A 21,758-nucleotide genomic window follows, 5' to 3' on the forward strand; every position below is an offset into this window, starting at 1 on the left:
GGGGTTTTATGACGTACGCAGTGGAATTTGACAATGTCTCACGACTTTACGGGGATGTTCGTGCAGTCGATGGGGTCAGTATTGCGATTAATGATGGTGAATTTTTTTCTATGCTGGGGCCATCCGGCTCCGGCAAAACCACCTGTCTGCGTCTGATAGCTGGCTTCGAACAGCTCTCTGGCGGCGCAATTAAAATTTTTGGTAAACAGGCCAGCGATTTGCCGCCCTGGGAACGGGATGTCAATACCGTTTTCCAGGACTATGCGTTGTTCCCGCACATGTCGATCCTCGACAACGTGGCCTACGGGCTAATGGTCAAAGGTATTGATAAAAAACAGCGCCACGCTCAGGCCCGTGAGGCGCTGGAAAAGGTGGCGCTCGGCTTCGTTTATGAACGTAAACCGTCACAGCTTTCCGGTGGGCAGCGTCAGCGTGTGGCCATCGCCCGTGCGCTGGTTAATGAACCGCGCGTTCTGCTACTGGATGAGCCGCTCGGCGCGCTGGATCTCAAGTTGCGTGAACAGATGCAACTGGAACTGAAAAAACTACAGCGGTCTCTTGGTATTACCTTCATTTTTGTCACGCACGATCAGGGAGAAGCGCTGTCGATGTCCGATCGTGTAGCGGTGTTTAATAACGGTCGTATTGAGCAGGTGGATTCGCCGCGTGAACTCTATATGCGCCCACGCACACCTTTTGTGGCGAGTTTCGTGGGGACATCAAATGTCTTCGATGCGGCGATGTCGGCGAATGTTTGTGGGCTGCAGGGCATGTATTCACTGCGCCCGGAACACATTCGGTTAAACGATTCCGGCGGCGAGGTTCAGGCTCGGGGGATTATCCAGGCGGTGCAGTATCAGGGGGCAGCGACACGGTTTGAGCTAAAACTCGCTGGCGGTGAAAAATTACTGGTCAGTCAGGCAAACCTGACAGGGGAAACGCTGCCAGCAACGCTGTCACCGGGCCAACAGGTGATGGCATCGTGGTCGCGTGACGTGATGGTACCGCTGGTTGAGGAGAGGTGAATGGCTATGAATGTCTTACATTCACCTGTGCAGTCGACAAACCTGAGCAGGATAACGGGTTTTTTCTGGCGTAATCCGGGCTTTGGGTTGTTTTTGCTGCTGCTCGGACCGTTGATGTGGTTCGGAATCGTCTACTTTGGCTCATTACTGACGCTATTGTGGCAGGGTTTTTATACCTTCGACGATTTTACCATGTCAGTTACGCCAGATTTGACGCTGGCCAATCTACAGGCGCTGTTTAATCCGGCAAATTACGACATCATTTTGCGAACGCTGGCGATGGCAGTAGCTGTCACTATTGCCAGCGCTATTCTGGCGTTTCCGATGGCGTGGTATATGGCGCGTTACACCAGCGGCAAGATGAAGGCCTTTTTTTACATCGCGGTGATGCTGCCAATGTGGGCCAGTTATATCGTCAAAGCCTATGCGTGGACGCTGCTGCTGGCAAAAGATGGTGTGGCGCAGTGGTTTTTAACTCATCTTGGACTGGAGCCTGTGCTGACGGCTTTTCTGACGTTGCCAGCTATCGGGGGTAACACACTGTCGACGTCGGGATTAGGGCGCTTTCTGGTTTTTGTCTATATCTGGCTTCCGTTTATGATTTTGCCGGTACAGGCTGCGCTGGAGCGGTTACCGCCATCGTTACTTCAGGCTTCGGCTGATCTGGGGGCTCGTCCGCGCCAAACCTTCCGTTATGTGGTGCTTCCGCTGGCGATTCCGGGTATTGCGGCCGGCTCGATCTTTACCTTCTCGCTGACGCTGGGGGACTTTATTGTTCCTCAACTGGTGGGACCGCCGGGGTACTTCATCGGCAACATGGTCTATTCGCAACAAGGGGCTATCGGCAATATGCCAATGGCGGCGGCATTCACCCTGGTGCCGATTGTCTTAATTGCACTGTATCTGGCGTTCGTGAAGCGTCTGGGAGCTTTCGATGCACTCTGAACGCGCACCTTTTTTACTCAAACTGGCTGCATGGGGAGGCGTGATTTTTCTGCACTTTCCCATCCTCATTATTGCCACCTATGCTTTTAATACCGAGGAAGCTGCTTTTAGTTTTCCACCCCAGGGGTTAACGCTTCGTTGGTTTAGCGTTGCGGCGCAGCGCAGCGACATCCTTGAATCAGTGACGTTGTCACTTAAAATTGCTGCGCTGTCGACGGCCATCGCCCTGATCCTGGGAACGTTGGCAGCGGCTGCACTGTGGCGCAGGGACTTTTTTGGCAAGAGTGCAATATCGCTGTTGTTGCTTTTGCCGATTGCATTGCCGGGCATTATTACTGGCCTGGCGCTGCTGAGTGCGTTTAAAACCATCAATCTGGAACCGGGGTTCCTGACGATCGTTGTGGGACATGCGACGTTTTGTGTGGTGGTGGTTTTTAACAACGTCGTGGCGCGCTTTCGCCGCACTTCATGGAGTCTGGTTGAAGCATCGATGGATCTGGGTGCCAACGGCTGGCAGACCTTCCGCTATGTCGTATTGCCGAATTTAGCGTCGGCACTGTTGGCGGGTGGCATGCTGGCGTTTGCTTTGTCGTTTGATGAAATCATCGTGACAACGTTCACCGCCGGACATGAAAGAACGCTTCCTCTATGGCTGCTTAATCAATTGGGACGTCCACGCGATGTTCCTGTCACCAACGTTGTGGCATTGCTGGTCATGCTGGTTACAACACTGCCAATTTTAGGGGCCTGGTGGCTAACGCGTGAAGGCGAAACTCTCGCCGGAAACGGTAAATAAACGACAATATGGGAAATTGCTATGCAACATCTATTACTGATTAACGGTGAGCTGGTCGGCGGTGAAGGTGAAAAGCAGCCAGTTTTCAACCCTGCGACCGGAGAGCTTATCCTGGAAATTGCGGAGGCGTCGGCTGCGCAGGTTGATGCCGCCGTTCGCGCGGCGGACCATGCGTTTACGGCATGGGGACAAACCACGCCGAAAGTGCGATCGGAGCTCCTGCTTAAACTGGCGGATACCATCGCAAACAATGCCCGAACATTTGCTGAGCTGGAGTCTCTCAACTGCGGCAAGCCGTTGCACTGTGTGCTCAATGATGAAATTCCAGCCATCGTGGATGTTTTCCGCTTTTTTGCCGGGGCTGCTCGTACCTTGCACGGGTCGGCTGCCGGGGAGTATCTGGAAGGGCATACGTCAATGATCCGCCGGGATCCGCTCGGGGTGGTGGCATCTATTGCCCCATGGAACTATCCGCTGATGATGGCTGCATGGAAACTGGCACCGGCGCTGGCGGCAGGTAACTGCGTGGTAATCAAACCTTCAGAAATTACGCCACTTACGGCGCTGAAACTGGCGGAATACGCGAAAGATATCTTCCCGGCAGGTGTCATTAACGTCCTGTTCGGTAGAGGCGCAACGGTGGGCGATCCGCTGACCGGACATGAAAAAGTGCGTATGGTTTCGTTGACGGGCTCCATTGTGACCGGGGAGCACATCATTCAGCATACCGCGCCTACGATTAAGCGCACACATATGGAACTGGGTGGAAAAGCGCCAGTCATTATTTTTGATGATGCCGATCTGGATGCGGTCGTTAATGGTGTGCGAACGTTTGGTTATTACAACGCCGGACAGGATTGCACTGCGGCTTGCCGCATCTATGCACAAAAGGGGATTTATGATGCGCTGGTTGAAAAACTGGGCGCGGCTGTCGCCAGCCTGAAAACCGGGGCGCCGGATGATGAATCAACAGAACTGGGGCCATTAAGTTCAAAAGCACACCTTGAGCGCGTGGCAAAAGCAGTAGAAGAGGCCAAAGCACTTGGCCACATCAAAGTCATCACTGGCGGTAAAAAAGTGGAGGGAGGTGGCTATTATTTTGCTCCGACGCTGCTGGCAGGGGCGAAGCAGGAAGATGCCATCGTTCAACGGGAAGTCTTTGGCCCGGTGGTTAGTGTGACCGTCTTTGATGAAGAAGAACAGGTGCTGGCGTGGGCAAACGATTCGAAGTACGGGCTGGCGTCGTCTGTCTGGACGCGGGACGTTGGTCGCGCACATCGGGTAAGTGCTCGTTTGCAGTATGGCTGTACCTGGGTCAATACCCACTTCACGCTGGTGAGTGAAATGCCGCATGGCGGACAAAAACAGTCAGGTTATGGCAAAGATATGTCGGTTTACGGGCTGGAGGATTACACGGTTGTTCGGCATGTGATGATCAAACACGAGTAAAATCTTCAGTCGCGAACAGTGAAAGAGGCACGGATAGCTAAATATTGGCAAACGTGTCTCTATACTATGCGCGCCACTGGCCTCGTCGCCATTGGACGGCGGTAAGTTGGAATTATCCGCGAGGTCAGACTAATTTCGCATTGAACGGGACCTTGTTCCCGAACCACGAATTCCACCCATAAATGCATTACTGAACAGCATACACACATTGCCAGGTTTTATTATTTAATGCCGCAGAAGGATTAGGGATATTACGCATTAAGGATAATTTACCGGATGGCGGTGGAGTGGGAAGATCACATACTAAAGGCAGAGAGAACGCCATCTCTCTGCCAGCAGGCGCTGCAATTAATCAACACGAATCACATCACGCAAACCAGCCGAACCTTACGGATATCAGGCTGAAAAGTCCTACAGCAGCAAATATATTTATCAGCACAACAGTTTTACTGGAAACATTCATTTTTGCCACCTTTCGATTTAACCCCTATGGGTATAGTACGGGTTAAGACGAACCGCAATAGTACCCATTCTGAACATTGTGGTAACAGGGTGTTTTTCAGGCGTTTTTCTGAAAAAAATGAATAAAACTTGATGTGAGTCATGAAAAAGAGCATATTGCGCGCGATTTTCCCCTCTGGCCTGGATGCCCCAAATGTCTTTGTACCAAAAAATGCTGGTTTTTTATGCGGTGATGGCCGCAGTCGCGGCTATCATCACCTGGTTTCTATCTCGCGATAAAAAGCGTATTCGCTTTCTGAGTGCGGTGTTAGTCGGGGCGACATGGCCGATGAGTTTTCCCGTCGCACTCCTGTTTTCTCTTTTTTGATGGCGGCGTTACCGCCGCTTCAGGTACTGAGCAAGGCGAGCAATTGTTTCCTGTCTGCCTCAGTAATATCTGAAGGATGTTGATAGCCTACATTCTCATTAGCACGAGTGTAGAGAGCAACCAGCCAGTCGTACACATAACGGCTTGCACCATGCAGCGGCTGTTCATCCAGCTTTGTCAGACGGAACATAGGTTGTTGCACCGGCGCGCTAAAAATAGCCGTACCCTTTTGGATCCTGCTGGCTGGCCGCTTTTCCTCCGCTACGTTGGCATAGCCAAGCCAGGTAATAAAATCACCGATATCGGCGTGCAACTGTGCCCCGCAGACGTTCTCGCGTTGCATAATACGCTGTAACTGCTGAGGCATCTGCAGTCTGTAGCTGGTCGTGACCAGTATGTCGGCAACCTGCCTTAATGTACGGGGTTCCAGACGTAGACGGCGCGCATTATTCTCATTGCGGCACCATTGACGTACATGGTTGACCCACATTTTATGCGCCTGATATCCGGTTTCTTTATTCTCATGCTGATGCGATATGTCCTGCACCTCAGCAAACAGATCGATCTCATCATTAAATAAGCCACTGACCTGTTCTTCCCGTGGCTGCTGAATGCGTAGCAGAGACTCAAAACTGCGCATTGGCGGCAGCAGACCATCCAACAGCTCGCCATGTTTTGCCGCCTGTGCCTGTAACTGGCGGATCACTGATTCGCTCGCGCCGGATCCCTCATCAGCAACATTCAGCCAGGTGTTCAGGGTTTCGCGAATGCGCTGCTGGTACTGCTCGCGAAGGGAGGTCAATCGGGCCTCGCGCTGGTGCGGTGACGTTGCCTGAGACAACCATTCAACAAGTCGCTGAACACTATGTTTGTCCAGAGCCTGCAACGTGCCCCAGTGTAATCCGGGTTTGCCCATTAATTGTTGAACGGCTTCATCCAGGTTTTGCTGCGTAGTAAAACGTGCGTCCTGGGGAGTAATCGCCCATACCACGCCAGGCAACGCGGCATCATGCAGCGGTTGGGTATCGTTGACCCAACCCAGCAGCGTTCGGGTAATCGCTGGCGTCTGTGAACGCGTAGATACGGCATTGCAGATCACTAAGACATCCGGTTGTAGATGCTGGCGGTAATGTTCCAGCATCCAGCCTAATTTTGCACGCCACAACGGATGCGGGTGCGTATCAGGTGCAAGAGGAATATCCAGCAGATCCACATTGCCAAGCACATTGTCTTCAACTGTCAGTACCAGTTCACGCGTTAGCAGGGCCAGGGAGTCCAGCGAGAGGCTGACCGCATTGAGTAACTGATTATCATCAATGGGATGAACGACCACGTCGCTTTGTGCATCACTTCCGGTTAATGCTACCTGGGTCAGGAAGTTTTCGGCGGGCAAACCAAAATGGTCGACCAGCAAACTTAGCGGCGCGGCTATCTCTTGCGCATGACCGGTCTGCTGCAACGTGTGTGCCAGCGCCAGCCATTGCTGCGTTAGCTCCGGTTGTTCCCCCCACAGCAACGCCCATGCGTGTGCCCGGGTAGTCAGATCCAGTGCGGGAAGTAGCGTGGCAAAGTGATGCCATAATGCATCGTCAATTTGCTGCTGGCTGGAGGGAACACTGTTTCGCCAGAAGCGGCCGATTGCCGCCACATCTTGTGCGGAAACCCCCTGAACTGGATGACGCTGGCGCAGCGTCTGCCATTTTTCCAGTCGTGCTTCAATGATTGACCTCTCAACCTGGCGGTTGTCGGGTAATGAGCAGAACTGCGCGATAAACAGTTGTACCAGTTCTGCCTCACTCATCAACCGTAGACGCAGAGGCCATTCGCTATCAATCGGGTTTTCTTTACGCGTAAAACGGATCGCCATATTGGTCGGTGCATGTCCGGGGTTAATATGCGTAAAGTAATCAAAACTACGGTCCGGGGCGGTGATGTTGAGTTTGCCATTGTCATTGCTACACAGGGCGGATAACAGATGCGCTTTCGCCGGTTGAGAATGTCCATATAATCCAACACAACCTTGCGCGGTTAATGCCGCATTTAGCGCAGATTCATTAACTGCCGTCAGCGTTAGCTGAGCCAACAGAGCGTCCGCTTCATCATCAAGACGTGTGGTACGCTGACGTGTTTCAGTCACCCATTTGATGGCGGCTTGTGCGGTATTTAACATCTTGCTCATTTCAGGTACACGCTCCCGCTATCAATCCAGTAATGGCTGCCGCTATGACGACGGTCTGCCAGCGTATTCAGTTTTAACGTTAAGGCATTGGCGGCAACGGGTGTGCCATCCTGCAGCCAGGCATCACTCAGAACAAAGAATTCCGGGCCTGTCTCTTTAGTACCGCCGCGTAGTTGTAAGCGCACATTTAAGACGCCATCGCCAGCAATGGTTTTCGCCAGTTCGGCAGAGTTAATACTGAGCGTATACAGCGGAGTGGCGGGCCAGCGACTATTAGCCAGTTGACGAAAACCTAACGTCACGTTGCCGCGCAGCGGAAAGTGCAGACGGGTATCCAGTTTTGCCCCTGGCTTATCGAGATCGATATCGTGATACCAGATGTTCTCATCACGCAGCGTATTGACCGTATTATCCAGTACGCCAAGATAGCGTACGGTAGAGTACGCACCGATATCGGCGGCTTTAAAGTTAAAGCGTGGCAGGCGTAGATCCAGCGCCAGACTACACAGCATTGCACCAACGGCGGCGGTGGATTTCGGATTGCCAATGCGACCTTGCTGACTGAACGGATACCATTCATGTACACGGTAGTTGTCCATCCAGATCATGCGGTTAACCGGTACTGGTTGCAGATGACGGATCAGCGCTTGTACGCCTGGCAGGCAGGCGGGTCTGCCGGTGACTAATAAAATATCGCAGCGATAATGTGAAATGGCTTCGCAGACAGCGTGCAGTGGGGCAGTAAGGGTAAATTGTCCAGCCAGCAATGCCTCCTGGAGCTGCCTGAACTGTACCTGTAACGGGACACTCAGCAAGTCAAAGACTGGCGAACCCGACGGCAGCGCATGATCAATAGCCTGTTGAATGTAGTTCATCACATTGCGCGTTGGACGTTGAGACAGCAATTCGCCAAAAGTGGCATGCAGTCCTGCTACCGGATCGTTAATGTCGCTCTGCTCCCAGGCGGAGAGCACAGCATGACCGAGCGGCATAAAGAGCTGTAACGCCGTTTGCTGGCGTAAAATTGCCTGGGTGTCGATGCGCCCCGAATCGCCAAACAGCGTAGCCAGCAGTGCGGCGGCATCGGTGACGCCCGCCTGCTGTAACCGGGTTTGCAGAGCAGGTAACACACAGCGCTGAATCACATCCAGCAGCATGTCATCGCCGGCAACCTTGAAGCCTTCACGAAACAGCAGGTGCGGCGTAATTTTGACATTCGCGCCAACGCCATCATCAAGCTGATAATGCACGACGGCCATATCCGTTGTGCCTCCGCCAATGTCGATTGATGCGACGCGCAGCGCGCGACCTTTGACTTCATCAGGCTCCGGCTGGCGATCCGGACGGGAGAGAGCGTTAAAGAATGATTCGGTGTGCCCGTCATAATGCGAAATGGCTTCGTTATACAACCACACCAGTTGTCCGCAGCTGGCTTCATCCCATTCCATCTGGATCTCCGGGACGGGAACCACGCTCTTTTCCTGCTGTTTGCGCGTGGTGAAATCTTCATCCTGCGGGTGCCAGCCCATCGCTTTCCAGACCAGGGCAATCGCTTCAAACATGCGCAGGCGGAAGATCTCGCGCTCTTGTTTTGGCATCGCAGAGGGCAGGGTGAGGATCAGCGTGCGCAACTGCCGTGGAGAGGCCGGGAATCCGAGGCGCAGACGTGTTGCCACGCTGTTAATTTGCCCCAGAGCCTGAGCCAGAATCTCGCACAACATATGCGTCATCAGCGTACTGCGACTGTACTGCGGGGAGAAAACTGGCAGCCGGTCATCCTGTGGCAGACTAAACAGCGGTTGTCCGTCATCGTTCATCAGATTCATTAACGGAAAGGCCGTGGCAAGCGGTTCGCGCTGGGTTTTGCCATTCATCTGACTAAAGCGCCAGTCATGTAAAACGGGCGTTTCATCCCATAAATAACGGCGTGGGCTGGAGATCCCGCTGCTGCCTTCTGTCCCCAAACGCTGCATTGCCAGTTTTCGGGCTTCATCGCCGACGCGCACGATAGACGGCCAGATAAAGGCGTCATCGCGGCCACTTTCAACGGAAAAGTGCTGCTTACCAAAGCGCGCTTCGGAAAACTCCAGTCGGCTGGTGAACAGCGGATCGTTAAGAAACTGAGGTTCGCTTAACGAACGGACCTGCAGTTCAGCAGTCTGGCGCAGACCGTCATTGGCATCCCCGTGATCTTCAATCAATACACCGCAGGTATGGGTATTGCCGATATCTAAAATGAGATCGACAGGAATAGCGGGGGTGCTGAGGGTATGCGTGACCAACTTCACTTCCGGGACAGATAACTGTTCACCTAACAGTGCCAGCAAATTCAGCCAGTGCGCCTGATATTCGAAGTTACGCAGCGCCAGTTGGATCTCCTGCTCTGAACGGCTCTCTTCCTGCGTGACATGATGCAGGAAGGACTCTCGCAACCAGCCGTCAATCCAGGTCTGGTCGAGGAAATCTGCAATTTCGTTATCCTGCCAGGCCAGCGCAAATCGCGTTCCGTTAAGCAGGTCGTTTTCGTTTGGCGTCAATGCGGCTGGTGCGTGTTCGGCAAGCTGACTGTCCAGCGCGATAGTGACGCGGTGGGTGTTGCCTGCGCTGTCTGGCTGCGCCAGCTTTCGCACTTGTACGCGCGCCCAGTTATCCGGGCCTTCGATAAACGTGCGGGGTGGGTTAAAACGCAGGAACGGCAGGGGTAACCAGACACCATCGAGTACGTCCAGCGAATAATGTAACGTCTGGGTACTTTCCGGCTTCACCACCTCAGGTTGTCCGCCGGTGTTACCTGGCAGGGTATAGCGTCCCGTTGTGAGATCGAAATCCAGCCTCAGCAGTGGGCCGTTTGCCGTTTTGCGAACGAAACGACCGTGGTGAGCGGATTCCTGCGGAGTCAGTCCGAAATCGAGAAACTGCACGCCGCTATTAGCGATGAGCGTTACGCTCTGTTTGTAATCACACAGATTGACCAACATAAAATCAGGCACCTATTTTTTTGATAGTCAGTGGGATCTCAGCGTGATCGTCATAACGCGCGGTACAGGCCGCAACATCGTTGGTTCCCGCTTTACAGGTGATTTCAGGCATCGGATAACGCGAGCCGTCAGTGCATCGTGCATTCCCGCGACTCTTAATCATTAATTCGCCCGACTGGTGCAGGCCAGAGAAAATCTCTGCACGACACACAATATTGTCGCCATGGACAACCCGTGCAGTGCCTTTATTAGTCTGGATCTGATAACGCAGTGATGGCGCTTTGCCGCTGACCGGATCTTTAACATCGACCATTACGCGCCAGTTTCCGTTGAGGAAACGTGTGGTACCCGCTTTCATCTGGTTGGCGTCCATGACCAACGCATCTTTCGGGATGGCGGCAATAACAACGGGACCGTCAACGGGCTTTTCTTTTTTGGCTGCTGGAGTGACTTCCGCCCGATGCAACGGCAACACCGATCTCAGTTCTGGCAACGGTTTACTGTCAACTCTTGCGACCTCAACAGGTGTCTCAACAGCCGCTACAGATGGTGCTGGAGCTTGTTGCTTCCACAACAGTGGAGCGGCTATGGCAGCGACAATCACCGCAGCAACGGGAAGGCTCCACAACGGCAGACGGCGTGTCGACTTACTCTGTATTTGTGCAGTTGGCGGTGTAACCTTGGGTTCGCTAATGATGATCGGAGCTTGCGGTTCTGGTTCGGCAGGTTCAGGCAATTCAACGACCGGCGTCAGCAACGGTGCATCGGCCTCGGCAAAGGTGATTTCCGGCGTGACATCTTCTTCAGCCTCTGGCTCCGGGGCAGGCACGACCGGGGGAACATCGCTGACTCGCAGGCAATCGAGCACATCATCACGGGTATTTTCGTTTAGATTGACGAAGCCCCAGAACGTAATGACAGGCTTACCATCAACCAGAAAAACGTGGTTCTCTCCCGGAAATTGAATCGCTTTTTCGAGCAGTGAACCAAACAGTTGCAGTGCGGTTTTACCCGATTGCAGGCTTTTGCGACTCAGGGCCGCCGCATTTTCCAGGGTGCTTCCCAGATAACGCATTGCCCGCAAACGTGTGTCTTCATCCGCGGCTTTCCACGCGACAGCTTTTCCCTCGATCGGGGAATACCAGTCAACCCGATCGCCGTTGTCGTTAATTTGTGGAATTGCCAGACAATCCGCCATCGCCTGCTGTTTACGCAAACGAAGCGTTTCACGAATTTGCAATGCTGAATCAAAAACGGCCTGACCGCCGCCGCCCACGGCCTGATAGTCATCCAAATTGCCGCTGCGCAAGAGAGTTTTTGCCACGTTGTTATCCCTTAGACTTCTTCACACATCTACTTTACGGGTTATGAAAACAAGCAAACGTCAGAAGAGAGGCAAAAAGGGGCGAATTTTCATGGCATAGAGTATTGGGAAAAATCTTGACGTCCTGAAAAAGACTTAACGGAAATTATTCCACCTGTGCTGTCGAATTAATCAGCGAAATACACCGGATTAGAATAACCTGATAGTGATTTGTTATTAGTCAGTTTTTGTCAGCTATGCTCTGATAATCGTGTTAATAATAAAATAAGAAGGCTTATAACCATGACTGCAAGGAAAACGTTGCTCGCGCTGGCACTCAGTGCAGTATTACCAACCGGCGCTGCATTCGCGGCCAGTACTGACACCATTATTTACTGCTCTGAAGCGTCGCCGGAATCATTTAACCCGCAAATCGCCAGTTCCGGTCCATCGTTTGTGGCCAGTTCGCAGGTGCTGTACAACCGGCTCATCAATTTTGATCCGGTAAAAAATACCCCTGTACCGTCGCTGGCAACCGACTGGACAATTTCACCGGACGGTAAAACGTACACCTTTACCCTGCGTCAGGGCGTAAAATTCAACAGCAATAAATTCTTTAAACCCACCCGCGATTTCAATGCTGATGATGTTGTTTTTTCTGTGTTACGTCAGAAAGATGCCGATCATCCGTACCACAAAGTATCGCAGGGCAACTATGAGTACTTCAACGATGTCGGGCTGGACAAGTTGATCAAAGAAGTGAAGAAGGTCGATGATTACCATGTCCAGTTTGTGCTGAATGAACCAAACGCGGCATTTCTGGCCGACTGGGGGATGGACTTCGCATCCATTCTTTCCGCTGAATATGCGGATGCAATGCTGAAAAAAGGCACCCCGGAAAACGTCGATAACTGGCCGATTGGTACCGGACCTTACGTGCTGCAACAGTACAAGCAGGATTCACAAATCCGCTATCTGGCTAACCCGAACTACTGGGATGGCGAGGTGCCGACGAAGCATCTGATCTTCTCGATTACGCCAAACGTACAGACGCGACTGGCAAAACTGCAAACCAACGAATGCCAGATTATCCCCGCGCCTGCGCCAGTGCAGTTTGAGGAAATTAAGAAAAATAGCGACCTGACACTGCATTCTGTCGATGCGCTGAACGTCGGTTATCTGGCGTTTAACACCGAGAAAAAACCGTTTGATAACGTGCTGGTTCGTCAGGCGCTGAACTACGCTACCGATAAAAAAGCGATTATCAATGCCGTCTTTTTAGGTTCTGGCACGGTGGCAAAATCACCAATCCCACCGAATATGATGGGCTTCAATAAAGATTTGAAAGATTATGATTACGACCCGCAGAAAGCGAAAGCGTTGCTGAAGCAGGCGGGGCTGGAGAGCGGTTTTGAGGCGACGCTGTGGTCAATGCCGGTTCAACGTCCGTACAACCCGAATTCCCGTCGTATCGCCGAGATGATCCAAAGCGACTGGGCGAAAGTCGGCGTAAAGGCGAAAATCGTTTCTTACGAGTGGGGAGAATACCTGTCTGGAATGCGCAAGGGTGAGCATGACACCGCGCTGTTTGGCTGGATGTCTGACAACGGGGATCCTGATAACTTTGCCGATGTACTGTTGGGTTGCAACAGTATTAAAACCGGATCAAACGCCGCGCGCTGGTGTGATAAAGAGTATAATTCCCTGGTTCAAAAGGCGAAACTGGTGAGCAAACCGGAAGATCGCGCCGCGCTTTACCAGCTATCGCAAGAGATATTCTACCAGCAGGCACCATGGATAGCGCTGGCAAACGGTAAGACGTTTTATGCTACGCGCAGCAATGTCAGCGGATACAGCGTGAGTCTGATGGGCAGTGATTTTTCAAAAGCAAAACTAAATTAATGTGTTAAGGAGAAAGTATGTCGCACCTGGATGAGGTCAGCGCACGTGTCGACGCCGCCATTGGAGAGAGCGTTATTACGCATATGAATGAACTGCTGATTGCGCTCAGCGATGATGCAGAGCTAAGCCGGGAAGAGCGTTACACCCAGCAGCAGCGTTTGCGAACGGCTATCGCGCACCATGGGCGTCAATATAAAGAGGATATGGAAGTTCGTCGTGAACAACTGACCAAAGGCGGTACTATCCTTTGATACCCTGACGAACAGAGTGGTTCCGGCCTGCATTTTCGTGTTATTTGTAGGCCGGAACGGTGTAGTGCCATCCGGCAGTTAAAACGAACGTCTCGCCACTAACCAGGCGCCAACTACCAGCATCACCGCACCACAAACCGGCCCCACCAGCGCACGTAGCGGTACGCCGTGGCTGCGCAGTATATCCAGTACCAGACCGCCTATCAGCTGGCTGGCAACCAGTACCGCAATGGTGGTGGCTGCGCCCACGTTCTGGTATCCGCTAATACTGGCGAAGACAAAAAAAGACCCCAGCAATCCGGGAATTAACGTCCACCAGCGCACACTGGAGGCCAGCTCGCCAAATCCGGCCACACCTTGTTTAAACCACAGAATGCTGACAAACAGCACGATCCCCACCAGCGAGTTGAGCAACATGGCGATAAGGATTGTCGATGAGGTCTGAGTTATACGCACCATTAAGGTGTTTTGCACCACCAGACCGATGCCTGCAGCAATCAGAAAGGAGAGTGTCAGCGTCTGGTTCATTCGCGCACATCCGGTTCGCTACGATCGTCCAGTTGTAGTTGCATAAAAGTCAAATCCAGCCAGCGACCAAATTTGGTTCCGACCTGCGGCATTTGCGCGGTCAGCTTAAAACCTAGCGTGCTGTGCAGGTGCAGAGATGCCTCGTTCTGTGACTCAATTCCCGCCACCATCACGTGTTTGCCACATGCGCGGGCTTCATCAATTAACCTGCTGAGTAGCGCCCGTCCCAGACCCTTTCCCTGATGATCCGGATGCACATACACCGAGTGTTCGACGGTATGGCGGAATCCGTCAAAATTACGCCAGTCGCCAAAGGAGGCATACCCCGTGACCACGCCATTCTCTTCACTCACCAGCACTGGATATCCCATCAACTGTCGGGCTTCGTACCATGAGATCCGGTTTTCGGCATCGACCGTCTGATCGTTCCAGATAGCTGCCGTATGGAGTACTGCGTGATTATAGATTTCTGCAATGGCCGTGCAGTCTTCTTTGCTGGCGAATCGAATTGACATGTTGAACCTCAGGCGTTGTTCACTATAGTATTACGATATGAATACTATTGAAGACAGTATAAATCAACGGATCAGTGCAAGAATTCGCGTTGAGCGGGAATCTCGCGGCTGGTCGCTGACCGAGCTTGCTGAGCGCGCAGGCGTGTCGCGGGCGATGATCCATAAAATTGAGCGTGGCGAAAGCAGTCCAACAGCAACGCTACTGGGACGACTGTCCGGCGCTTTTGGCATCAGCATGTCTACGCTGATTGCGCGTGCTGAAATGCAGGAGGGGAAACTACTGCGTTTCGCCGATCAGCCTGTCTGGCACGATCCGCAAAGCCACTATTTGCGCCGCCATGTCTCCCCTCGAAGCGATCTGCCCATTGATCTGGTGCAGATTGAATTGCCCGCCGGCAGTGATATCCCGATGCCAGCCTCTTCCTATGTGCAGGCCAGACAGCTTATCTGGTTGCAGCAGGGGGAGTTAGTGTTTGTGGAAGGAGACACGAGACATGAAATGAAAGCGGGTGATTGCCTGGAACTCGGTCCACCGAATGACTGCCGCTTTATCAATGAAACCTCGCAATCCTGCGTTTACCTGGTTGTGCGGTTAAACCATGCAGGCAATTAATGTGAAAGCATCTCCACCGGAGGGGAACTACTATTGATGGATTCATGCCAAAAGCTGAGGAGAACATCAATGGGTCAACAAATGCAACGCAATCGCCGCTGGGTACTGGCTTCACGTCCGCATGGTGCGCCAGTACCGGGTAATTTCCGGCTTGAAGAGGATACCGTAGCGACTCCTGGTGCAGGGCAGGTTTTACTGCGCAACGTTTTTCTGTCTCTTGATCCCTACATGCGTGGCCGCATGAGCGAGGAACCGTCGTACTCTCCTCCGGTTGAGATTGGTGCAGTCATGGTAGGAGGCACCGTAAGCCGGGTGGTCACATCGAATCATCCTGACTATAAAACGGGGGAATGGGTCCTGAGCTACAGCGGTTGGCAGGACTTCGATATTTCCGATGGCAGTGGACTGGTAAAATTAGGCGACAACCCTGAACATCCTTCATGGGCGCTGGGCCTGCTCGGCATGCCGGGATTTACGGCATATATGGGCCTGCTCGATATCGGACAGCCTAAAGCCGGAGAAACGCTGGTGGTTGCGGCGGCAACCGGACCTGTTGGCGCAACCGTTGGGCAAATCGGTAAGCTCAAAGGATGTCGGGTAGTGGGTGTCGCTGGCGGAGCGGAGAAATGTCGCCATGCGACAGAAGTCCTCGGGTTTGATATTTGTCTCGATCACCATGCGCAGGATTTCGCAAAACAGCTGGCGCAGGCTTGTCCGCAGGGGATCGACATTTATTATGAAAACGTGGGTGGCAAAGTTTTTGACGCAGTTCTGCCGTTACTCAATACCTCAGCGCGAATCCCTGTTTGTGGCCTGATCAGTGGGTATAACGCGACGGCGTTACCGACTGGTCCTGACAGGTTACCGCTGTTGATGGCAACAATATTGAAAAAACGTATTCGGATGCAGGGTTTTATCATTAGTCAGGATTATGGCCATCGTATTCATGAATTTCAGCAAGAGATGGGGCGGTGGGTTAAAGAAGGCAAGATCCAGTATCGTGAACAAATAACCGACGGTCTGGAAAATGCGCCGGAAACGTTTATTGGCCTGCTCACAGGGAAAAACTTTGGCAAAGTCGTAATTCGCCTTGCTGATGAATGATACTTAAGGTAGGTGATTGGGCGCCTACGGCATTGAAAATATTGCCTCTGCTGGAACGAGTTATAGGCGCCCTAAATCCAGCCTCTCGTGCTGGCTATATTGTCAGGTATAATGCCCCTGTTTCTGCGTACTTAACTAGGGGTATCCTGGATGTTTATAACTCTCTATTCGATAATACTCCTGCAGAATAGAGTTTTTCCCGAAATTTTATAGCTCCATTAATATTTAAATGATGGCCATCAGTAAACTCTGTGTAGTTAAAGTCTTTATCGGCAGAAAAATCAAAGATATGAAAATGTTTTGACTCTATGGAAGAGAAAAAACGTTTGCATTCATTTTTTATCTGTTCATCAAGATTTTCTATATAGGCTACTGATACGGGAGGTATTATCATGTAAACATGATTTTTATTATTTTCTGCTGCATTTTTAATATCCATGATTCTTTCACAGTTTAACTTGAAAGAGTCTGCATGTTTTTTGTATTTATTATGTTGTGCAACAATACCGAGTCCGTCAAGATAGTGTTTATCTGCATTTAGAAATTTTTCAGTGTTTATATCGCGTTGCATTGTTGATAGTTTTTCTGCAATACTTTCTGTACTATGACAAGAACATTCACTAATGTTCCTTTGATTAATGTAGATACTCTCAATGAAAACATCTATAGATTCCGTGTTGAATTTATGCATTAATGTATCATTTGAGTCACTTATTTCTGTTTTTTTATTTGAGTTATAGTATCGATCATTGAATTTATTCATGCTTTCTTTTGCATATGTATAGACAATTGATTTCCCTTTACTAATCTCCTTGTAAAGATCATATAATCCAAAGCATAATATTGTTTTGTTTATAGGGTTGATGGTGTTTGTTTTAAAGTAAAGATCGTGTGCGTTTGTTATATCCAGACCTGGAATAGAAAGGCTTGTCGAATGTATTGAATTTATATCTGTTAATGCATGGAAGGCATATGATGAACCGAAAATGACAGTGTTAAATTTTTGATCTATAAATCTATTGTATTGATGTGAAAGGAAATCATACCAGATGGACAACTCTCTTGGTTTTATTGCGTTTTCATGTAAATGACAGGAAAAAGGTTTTCCAATCCCGCCTTTTAAAAAAACAGTACTTCCTGAATAATCATATGCAAAAATTGATAACTTACTCTCTGATAATTCTTTTTTGATAACATTCTTATCAAAAGAATATGTTTTTATATCATGGAATATAAAGTTTACATTTTTTTTGCTTATCTTCTTCTTAAATTCAACGAAACTTTCTTGTTCACCTAAAAAGTAAATATCCATGATTGTATTGTCTAAAATAGAAACATATAAATCATAGCAAATGATGTAAAATGATTTTATATTTTCACGTTTAAAATCTTCACACAGATAGAATAGCTCATCAATAAATCTTATGGTTTCAGGTGTGCCAGTGAAATATTTTGAGTTATTTAATACATATTCTTTTAAAATTATGACATCGAGGTCGGTTTTATTTTTATAGAGTTTTAATATTAAAGTTCGCAAACAAAGAAGGAAATTAACATGGTCGTTCATATTGTAGCCTTTTATGTTAAAATTTTTACATTGATGTTGTTATGGTAGTGTCGGATTTGTCGATGAATATATAATGCGGTAAAAAACAAAAAATCTTAAATTTTATAGTGATTTCAATTTTAGAACAGGTGTTCATCATGATGATGAGCTTCATTTCATGAGCTAATTGCTTACAGTAACAGCATTCCATATTCGTCTTACGCATCTCATTAACTGTGATTGTATAAATTTTGTTTCACTTTCAACATTCGGCTTACAGATGCGGCGAAACTAAAGAAAATCAGTAAAGATGGTTGTATTTAATACATTGATTTTTCGACGAGATTTGCTGAGAACTCATCGTATTACCTGTGCAAGATAACAATATTAAAAATATCGAGATCGATTTTACGCGCCCGTCAAAATCAGCGTGATACGCGCTTGAGAACAAAAGCCGACAGGATTTAACACAGGGTCGTATGCGTCGTGTACAAAATGCGCTATGCCAGAGATGAATCTCCATTGTTTAGGCCGCCACTGACGAATGAATTGCGCAACGATGATTTTCCGCGCTAGGAGCCAGAGTAGTAATGGAGGCGACAATGAGTCTCCATTACACGTAGAGAAGCAGTGGATATGAGGTGAACGTCATCATGTATCCTGGCAAATTGTTCTCTGTTTCATAAAAGCATAACCTGCAATCATTCATGGAGAAATTAAGAAGGTTGTAGCCAAAAAGTGAATTAACACTCCACTTTGAGATAAATAATGATTACTATTCTCATTCTTAAGAAGAGCAAGACCATGATTTTGCTCATTGAGGCTATGTGAAGCAGTAACATACGAATTTATCAAAGGGAGTCGTCATGTCTTTACGTCATCTGTTTTCACCGCGTCTGCGTGGTTCTTTACTGTTAGGTTCACTGCTCGTTGCATCGTCATTTAGCACGCAGGCTGCGGAAGAACTGCTGCGCAAAGCCGTGGGCAAAGGCGCCTACGAAATGGCGTACAGCCAGCAAGAAAATGCGCTGTGGGTTGCCACATCGCAGAGCCGCAAGCTGGATAAGGGCGGGGTGGTTTATCGTCTTGATCCGGTCACGCTTGAAGTGACCCAGGTTATTCATAACGATCTCAAACCGTTCGGTGCCACGATCAACAATGCCACTCAGACATTATGGTTTGGTAACACCGTCAACAGCGCGGTAACGGCGCTGGACGCCAAAACTGGCGACGTGAAAGGGCGTCTGGTTCTGGACGATCGTAAACGTTCTGAAGATGTCCGTCCGCTGCAGCCTCGTGAACTGGTCGCTGATGATGCTACCAACACGGTGTACATTAGCGGAATAGGCAAAGAGAGCGCTATCTGGGTTGTGGACGGTGAAACGATCAAACTGAAAACCACAATTCAGAACACTGGTAAAATGAGCACCGGTCTGGCTATCGACAGTAAGGCCAAACGCTTGTACACCACCAATGCCGATGGCGAGTTTATTACCATCGATACGGCAGATAACAAAATTCTCAGCCGTAAAAAGCTGCTTGATGACGGGAAAGAGCACTTCTTCATCAACCTGAGCCTGGATACGGCGGGTAACCGCGCGTTTATCACCGATTCTAAAGCGGCAGAAGTTTTGGTTATCGACACCCGTAACGGCAACGTGCTGGCTAAAGTTGCCGCGCCGGAATCTCTGGCCGTACTGTTCAACCCGGCGCGTAACGAAGTCTACGTGACGCACCGTCAGGCAGGTAAAGTTAGTGTGATTGACGCGAAAAGCTACAAAGTCGTCAAAACATTCGATACCCCAACCTTCCCGAACAGCCTGGCGCTTTCAGGTGATGGCAAAACCTTGTATGTCAGCGTGAAACAGAAATCTTCACGCGAGCAGGAAGCGACTCAGCCGGATGATGTTATTCGCATCGCGCTGTAATTGCCCGGAGGGGGAAACCCCTCCAGTCATTTATCCACACCCCACGATACGCCTCGTTACACCCCATCTCTGGCCTGACAAACATCAGGGACTTACACTACGTCCTCTACGGCTAACTGAATAACACGGGATTACCATGAAAAAGCCATTTATCTGCCTTTGTGCGGGTGTGATGTTGTTTACACTGGCGGGCTGTACCACTGATTACGTCATGACGACGAAAAGCGGACAAACCATTGTTACCCAGGGTAAACCGAAGCTGGATAAAGACACAGGGATGACCAGTTATACCGATCAGGATGGGAACGCGAGGGAAATTAACAGCAATGATGTTGCTCAGTTAATTGAAGCTAACTAAGCGCCAGAAAAAAGGGGAGGACGGATATCCGATCTCCCCCGCAAATGTTACGGTGCGGTGCGGTGGATTTCTGCCACGCGCTTACGCACGCCAAACCACCCGGCAACCAACAGAATGGCAATCAACGGTAATGACGCGATAGTCCAGGTACCGTTCGGATAATCAAATGCCATCAGCACCAGCACAGTCAGCAGGAACAAGAGCGTTAACCACGAAGTAAACGGCGCGCCTGGCAACTTGAAGCTGACATCTGCCGCTTTACCTTCTTTAATCGCCCGACGCAAACGCATCTGACATACTACGATGAATCCCCATGACGCAATGATGCCCAGCGAGGCGAAGTTAAGCACGATCTCGAAAACCTGCGAAGGTACCAGATAGTTAAGGAAAACCCCTACGACATACACGACCAGCGTGGCGAGGATCCCGGCCCAGGGCACCTGTTGGCGGCTCATTTTAGCCATAAATTTAGGTGCAGAACCGCCCATCGACATCGAACGTAAAATGCGTCCTGTGCAGTACAGTCCGGAATTAAGACTGGAGAGCGCCGCAGTGAGCACCACAATATTCATAATGCTGCCGATATACGGCACGCCGAGCTTTGAGAAGAAAGTGACAAACGGGCTTTGACCTGCCTGATAAGCATTCCAGGGCAACAGCAATACCAGCAGGACGACCGAACCGACATAGAACAGACCAATTCGCCAGATAACGCTATTAATCGCTTTTGGTACCATTGTTTGCGGATCTTTGCATTCGCCGGCGGCTGTACCCACCAGTTCAATGGAGGCAAAAGCAAAGACGACGCCCTGCACCAGCACCAGAGCAGGCAACAGACCATGCGGGAAGAAGCCGCCATTGTCGGTGATCAGATGAAAGCCGGTAGTGTTACCATCCAGAGGTTTTCCGGTACCTAAAAAAACCGTACCGACCACCAGAAAAATGACAATGGCCAATACTTTCACCAGCGCAAACCAGAACTCCATCTCCGCGAACCATTTTACGCCGATCATGTTCATGGTACCGACGATCGCCAGCGCGCCGAGGGCAAACACCCACTGTGGCACGTCGCCAAAAGCGCCCCAGTAGTGCATATACAGTGCCACCGCAGTAATATCGACGATCCCGGTCATTGCCCAGTTGATGAAGTACATCCAGCCTGCCACGTAGGCTGCTTTTTCGCCCAGAAATTCACGAGCGTAGGAGACAAAGCTACCGCTGGAAGGGCGATGCAATACCAGTTCACCGAGTGCGCGAAGGATAAAGAACGAAAAAATGCCGCATACCAGATAGACCAGCGCCAAAGCGGGACCGGCCATTTGCAAGCGTGCACCCGCCCCTAAAAATAACCCGGTTCCGATGGCGCCACCGATGGCGATCATTTGTACCTGCCGGTTGCCCATCGCTTTGTGATACCCCTCTTCGTGAGCATTCAACCAGCGTCGTTTTGCCGCATGTTGTTCCGCGGCTTGCGTGTTGTGTGTGTTCATTACTTTTCCTGTTGGCCTG

The 21,758-nt window shown here is 50.4% G+C and carries 19 protein-coding genes; 11 read left to right on the forward strand and 8 right to left on the reverse strand.

All coding sequences use genetic code 11. The features are described 5' to 3' along the window. The first annotated feature begins 8 nt into the window (after window positions 1–8). Genes OGY01_RS07000 through patD form a run of 4 tightly spaced genes read left to right on the forward strand, consistent with a single transcriptional unit; the run spans window position 9 to window position 4,215 of the window. Window positions 9–1,025 carry an ABC transporter ATP-binding protein gene (locus tag OGY01_RS07000; RefSeq protein WP_286492699.1) on the forward strand — a complete coding sequence of 339 codons (1,017 nt, stop codon included), beginning with the start codon at window positions 9–11 and terminating at the stop codon, window positions 1,023–1,025. Next, window positions 1,026–1,970: an ABC transporter permease gene (locus tag OGY01_RS07005; protein ID WP_286492701.1), complete on the forward strand. Its 945-nt coding sequence runs from the start codon at window positions 1,026–1,028 to the stop codon at window positions 1,968–1,970. Beyond that, window positions 1,960–2,766 carry an ABC transporter permease gene (locus OGY01_RS07010; protein ID WP_045443109.1) on the forward strand — a complete coding sequence of 269 codons (807 nt, stop codon included), beginning with the start codon at window positions 1,960–1,962 and terminating at the stop codon, window positions 2,764–2,766. Before OGY01_RS07005 ends, OGY01_RS07010 begins: the two co-directional genes overlap by 11 nt. A 21-nt stretch (window positions 2,767–2,787) precedes the next feature. Beyond that, a complete protein-coding gene (patD, locus tag OGY01_RS07015) occupies window positions 2,788–4,215 on the forward strand; it encodes an aminobutyraldehyde dehydrogenase (protein WP_286492703.1) in 1,428 nt (475 codons plus the stop codon). Between the two features lie 367 nt (window positions 4,216–4,582). Here the strand turns inward: patD and yncL are convergent, their stop codons facing one another. Continuing rightward, window positions 4,583–4,678 carry a stress response membrane protein YncL gene (yncL, locus tag OGY01_RS07020; protein WP_071828932.1) on the reverse strand — a complete coding sequence of 32 codons (96 nt, stop codon included), beginning with the start codon at window positions 4,676–4,678 and terminating at the stop codon, window positions 4,583–4,585. A gap of 192 nt (window positions 4,679–4,870) precedes the next feature. Between yncL and OGY01_RS07025 the strand changes: the two genes are divergently transcribed. Continuing rightward, the gene (locus tag OGY01_RS07025; protein ID WP_136345510.1) at window positions 4,871–5,044 is read left to right on the forward strand and encodes a GhoT/OrtT family toxin; all 174 of its coding nucleotides are present in this window, start codon (window positions 4,871–4,873) and stop codon (window positions 5,042–5,044) included. Between the two features lie 19 nt (window positions 5,045–5,063). Here the strand turns inward: OGY01_RS07025 and OGY01_RS07030 are convergent, their stop codons facing one another. Genes OGY01_RS07030 through OGY01_RS07040 form a run of 3 tightly spaced genes read right to left on the reverse strand, consistent with a single transcriptional unit; the run spans window position 5,064 to window position 11,525 of the window. Then, window positions 5,064–7,223 carry a virulence factor SrfC family protein gene (locus tag OGY01_RS07030; RefSeq protein ID WP_286492705.1) on the reverse strand — a complete coding sequence of 720 codons (2,160 nt, stop codon included), beginning with the start codon at window positions 7,221–7,223 and terminating at the stop codon, window positions 5,064–5,066. After that, a complete protein-coding gene (locus tag OGY01_RS07035; RefSeq protein WP_286492707.1) occupies window positions 7,220–10,201 on the reverse strand; it encodes a virulence factor SrfB in 2,982 nt (993 codons plus the stop codon). The genes OGY01_RS07030 and OGY01_RS07035 overlap by 4 nt, the downstream gene beginning before the upstream one ends. A gap of 4 nt (window positions 10,202–10,205) precedes the next feature. Beyond that, entirely contained in the window at window positions 10,206–11,525 is a 1,320-nt protein-coding gene (locus tag OGY01_RS07040; RefSeq protein ID WP_286492709.1) for an SrfA family protein, read from the reverse strand. A 282-nt stretch (window positions 11,526–11,807) separates the two neighbouring features. On the opposite strand from OGY01_RS07040, the gene OGY01_RS07045 reads away from it, so the two are divergent. Continuing rightward, window positions 11,808–13,406, forward strand: coding sequence for an ABC transporter substrate-binding protein (locus OGY01_RS07045; protein WP_286492712.1), 1,599 nt, complete (start codon window positions 11,808–11,810; stop codon window positions 13,404–13,406). Between the two features lie 17 nt (window positions 13,407–13,423). Next, window positions 13,424–13,657 carry a YdcY family protein gene (locus OGY01_RS07050; RefSeq protein WP_048221418.1) on the forward strand — a complete coding sequence of 78 codons (234 nt, stop codon included), beginning with the start codon at window positions 13,424–13,426 and terminating at the stop codon, window positions 13,655–13,657. 78 nt (window positions 13,658–13,735) lie between these two features. Here OGY01_RS07050 and OGY01_RS07055 read toward each other — a convergent pair whose 3' ends face one another. Both OGY01_RS07055 and OGY01_RS07060 read right to left on the reverse strand, forming a co-directional pair. After that, a complete protein-coding gene (locus OGY01_RS07055; RefSeq protein WP_048221419.1) occupies window positions 13,736–14,185 on the reverse strand; it encodes a DMT family transporter in 450 nt (149 codons plus the stop codon). Further along, on the reverse strand, window positions 14,182–14,700 hold the full coding sequence (locus OGY01_RS07060; RefSeq protein WP_045443085.1) for a GNAT family N-acetyltransferase: 519 nt from the start codon (window positions 14,698–14,700) through the stop codon (window positions 14,182–14,184). Before OGY01_RS07060 ends, OGY01_RS07055 begins: the two co-directional genes overlap by 4 nt. Before the next feature lie 37 nt (window positions 14,701–14,737). Between OGY01_RS07060 and OGY01_RS07065 the strand changes: the two genes are divergently transcribed. Continuing rightward, complete coding sequence (locus OGY01_RS07065; RefSeq protein ID WP_200010845.1) at window positions 14,738–15,313, forward strand: helix-turn-helix domain-containing protein; 576 nt, start codon at window positions 14,738–14,740, stop codon at window positions 15,311–15,313. Between the two features lie 69 nt (window positions 15,314–15,382). Next, complete coding sequence (gene curA, locus OGY01_RS07070; RefSeq protein ID WP_045443080.1) at window positions 15,383–16,417, forward strand: NADPH-dependent curcumin/dihydrocurcumin reductase; 1,035 nt, start codon at window positions 15,383–15,385, stop codon at window positions 16,415–16,417. Between the two features lie 154 nt (window positions 16,418–16,571). On the opposite strand, the gene OGY01_RS07075 is transcribed toward curA, so the two are convergent. Continuing rightward, on the reverse strand, window positions 16,572–17,984 hold the full coding sequence (locus tag OGY01_RS07075) for a hypothetical protein (protein ID WP_286492714.1): 1,413 nt from the start codon (window positions 17,982–17,984) through the stop codon (window positions 16,572–16,574). 845 nt (window positions 17,985–18,829) lie between these two features. Here OGY01_RS07075 and yncE point away from each other — a divergent pair. Beyond that, the gene (gene yncE, locus OGY01_RS07080) at window positions 18,830–19,891 is read left to right on the forward strand and encodes a 7-bladed beta-propeller protein YncE (protein ID WP_048221421.1); all 1,062 of its coding nucleotides are present in this window, start codon (window positions 18,830–18,832) and stop codon (window positions 19,889–19,891) included. Window positions 19,892–20,027: 136 nt separating this feature from the next. Then, on the forward strand, window positions 20,028–20,249 hold the full coding sequence (locus tag OGY01_RS07085; protein WP_045443071.1) for a YgdI/YgdR family lipoprotein: 222 nt from the start codon (window positions 20,028–20,030) through the stop codon (window positions 20,247–20,249). A gap of 47 nt (window positions 20,250–20,296) precedes the next feature. On the opposite strand, the gene ansP is transcribed toward OGY01_RS07085, so the two are convergent. After that, the gene (gene ansP, locus OGY01_RS07090) at window positions 20,297–21,739 is read right to left on the reverse strand and encodes an L-asparagine permease (protein WP_045443068.1); all 1,443 of its coding nucleotides are present in this window, start codon (window positions 21,737–21,739) and stop codon (window positions 20,297–20,299) included. Window positions 21,740–21,758: the final 19 nt, after the last annotated feature.

It is taken from the genome of Citrobacter sp. Cm038 (assembly GCF_030333105.1).
GTDB lineage: Bacteria > Pseudomonadota > Gammaproteobacteria > Enterobacterales > Enterobacteriaceae > Citrobacter > Citrobacter murliniae.

Excerpts from the sequence above, each read along its gene's own strand:
- OGY01_RS07085 (WP_045443071.1), top strand. The coding sequence starts at position 20,028 with ATGAAAAAGCCATTTATCTGCCTTTGTGCGGGTGTGATGTTGTTTACA.
- OGY01_RS07055 (WP_048221419.1), bottom strand. The coding sequence starts at position 14,185 with ATGAACCAGACGCTGACACTCTCCTTTCTGATTGCTGCAGGCATCGGT.
- OGY01_RS07005 (WP_286492701.1), top strand. The coding sequence starts at position 1,026 with ATGGCTATGAATGTCTTACATTCACCTGTGCAGTCGACAAACCTGAGC.
- OGY01_RS07035 (WP_286492707.1), bottom strand. The coding sequence starts at position 10,201 with ATGTTGGTCAATCTGTGTGATTACAAACAGAGCGTAACGCTCATCGCT.
- OGY01_RS07065 (WP_200010845.1), top strand. The coding sequence starts at position 14,738 with ATGAATACTATTGAAGACAGTATAAATCAACGGATCAGTGCAAGAATT.
- yncE (WP_048221421.1), top strand. The coding sequence starts at position 18,830 with ATGTCTTTACGTCATCTGTTTTCACCGCGTCTGCGTGGTTCTTTACTG.
- yncL (WP_071828932.1), bottom strand. The coding sequence starts at position 4,678 with ATGAATGTTTCCAGTAAAACTGTTGTGCTGATAAATATATTTGCTGCT.
- curA (WP_045443080.1), top strand. The coding sequence starts at position 15,383 with ATGGGTCAACAAATGCAACGCAATCGCCGCTGGGTACTGGCTTCACGT.
- OGY01_RS07010 (WP_045443109.1), top strand. The coding sequence starts at position 1,960 with ATGCACTCTGAACGCGCACCTTTTTTACTCAAACTGGCTGCATGGGGA.
- OGY01_RS07025 (WP_136345510.1), top strand. The coding sequence starts at position 4,871 with ATGTCTTTGTACCAAAAAATGCTGGTTTTTTATGCGGTGATGGCCGCA.
- OGY01_RS07050 (WP_048221418.1), top strand. The coding sequence starts at position 13,424 with ATGTCGCACCTGGATGAGGTCAGCGCACGTGTCGACGCCGCCATTGGA.
- ansP (WP_045443068.1), bottom strand. The coding sequence starts at position 21,739 with ATGAACACACACAACACGCAAGCCGCGGAACAACATGCGGCAAAACGA.
- OGY01_RS07030 (WP_286492705.1), bottom strand. The coding sequence starts at position 7,223 with ATGAGCAAGATGTTAAATACCGCACAAGCCGCCATCAAATGGGTGACT.
- patD (WP_286492703.1), top strand. The coding sequence starts at position 2,788 with ATGCAACATCTATTACTGATTAACGGTGAGCTGGTCGGCGGTGAAGGT.
- OGY01_RS07045 (WP_286492712.1), top strand. The coding sequence starts at position 11,808 with ATGACTGCAAGGAAAACGTTGCTCGCGCTGGCACTCAGTGCAGTATTA.
- OGY01_RS07075 (WP_286492714.1), bottom strand. The coding sequence starts at position 17,984 with ATGAACGACCATGTTAATTTCCTTCTTTGTTTGCGAACTTTAATATTA.
- OGY01_RS07000 (WP_286492699.1), top strand. The coding sequence starts at position 9 with ATGACGTACGCAGTGGAATTTGACAATGTCTCACGACTTTACGGGGAT.
- OGY01_RS07060 (WP_045443085.1), bottom strand. The coding sequence starts at position 14,700 with ATGTCAATTCGATTCGCCAGCAAAGAAGACTGCACGGCCATTGCAGAA.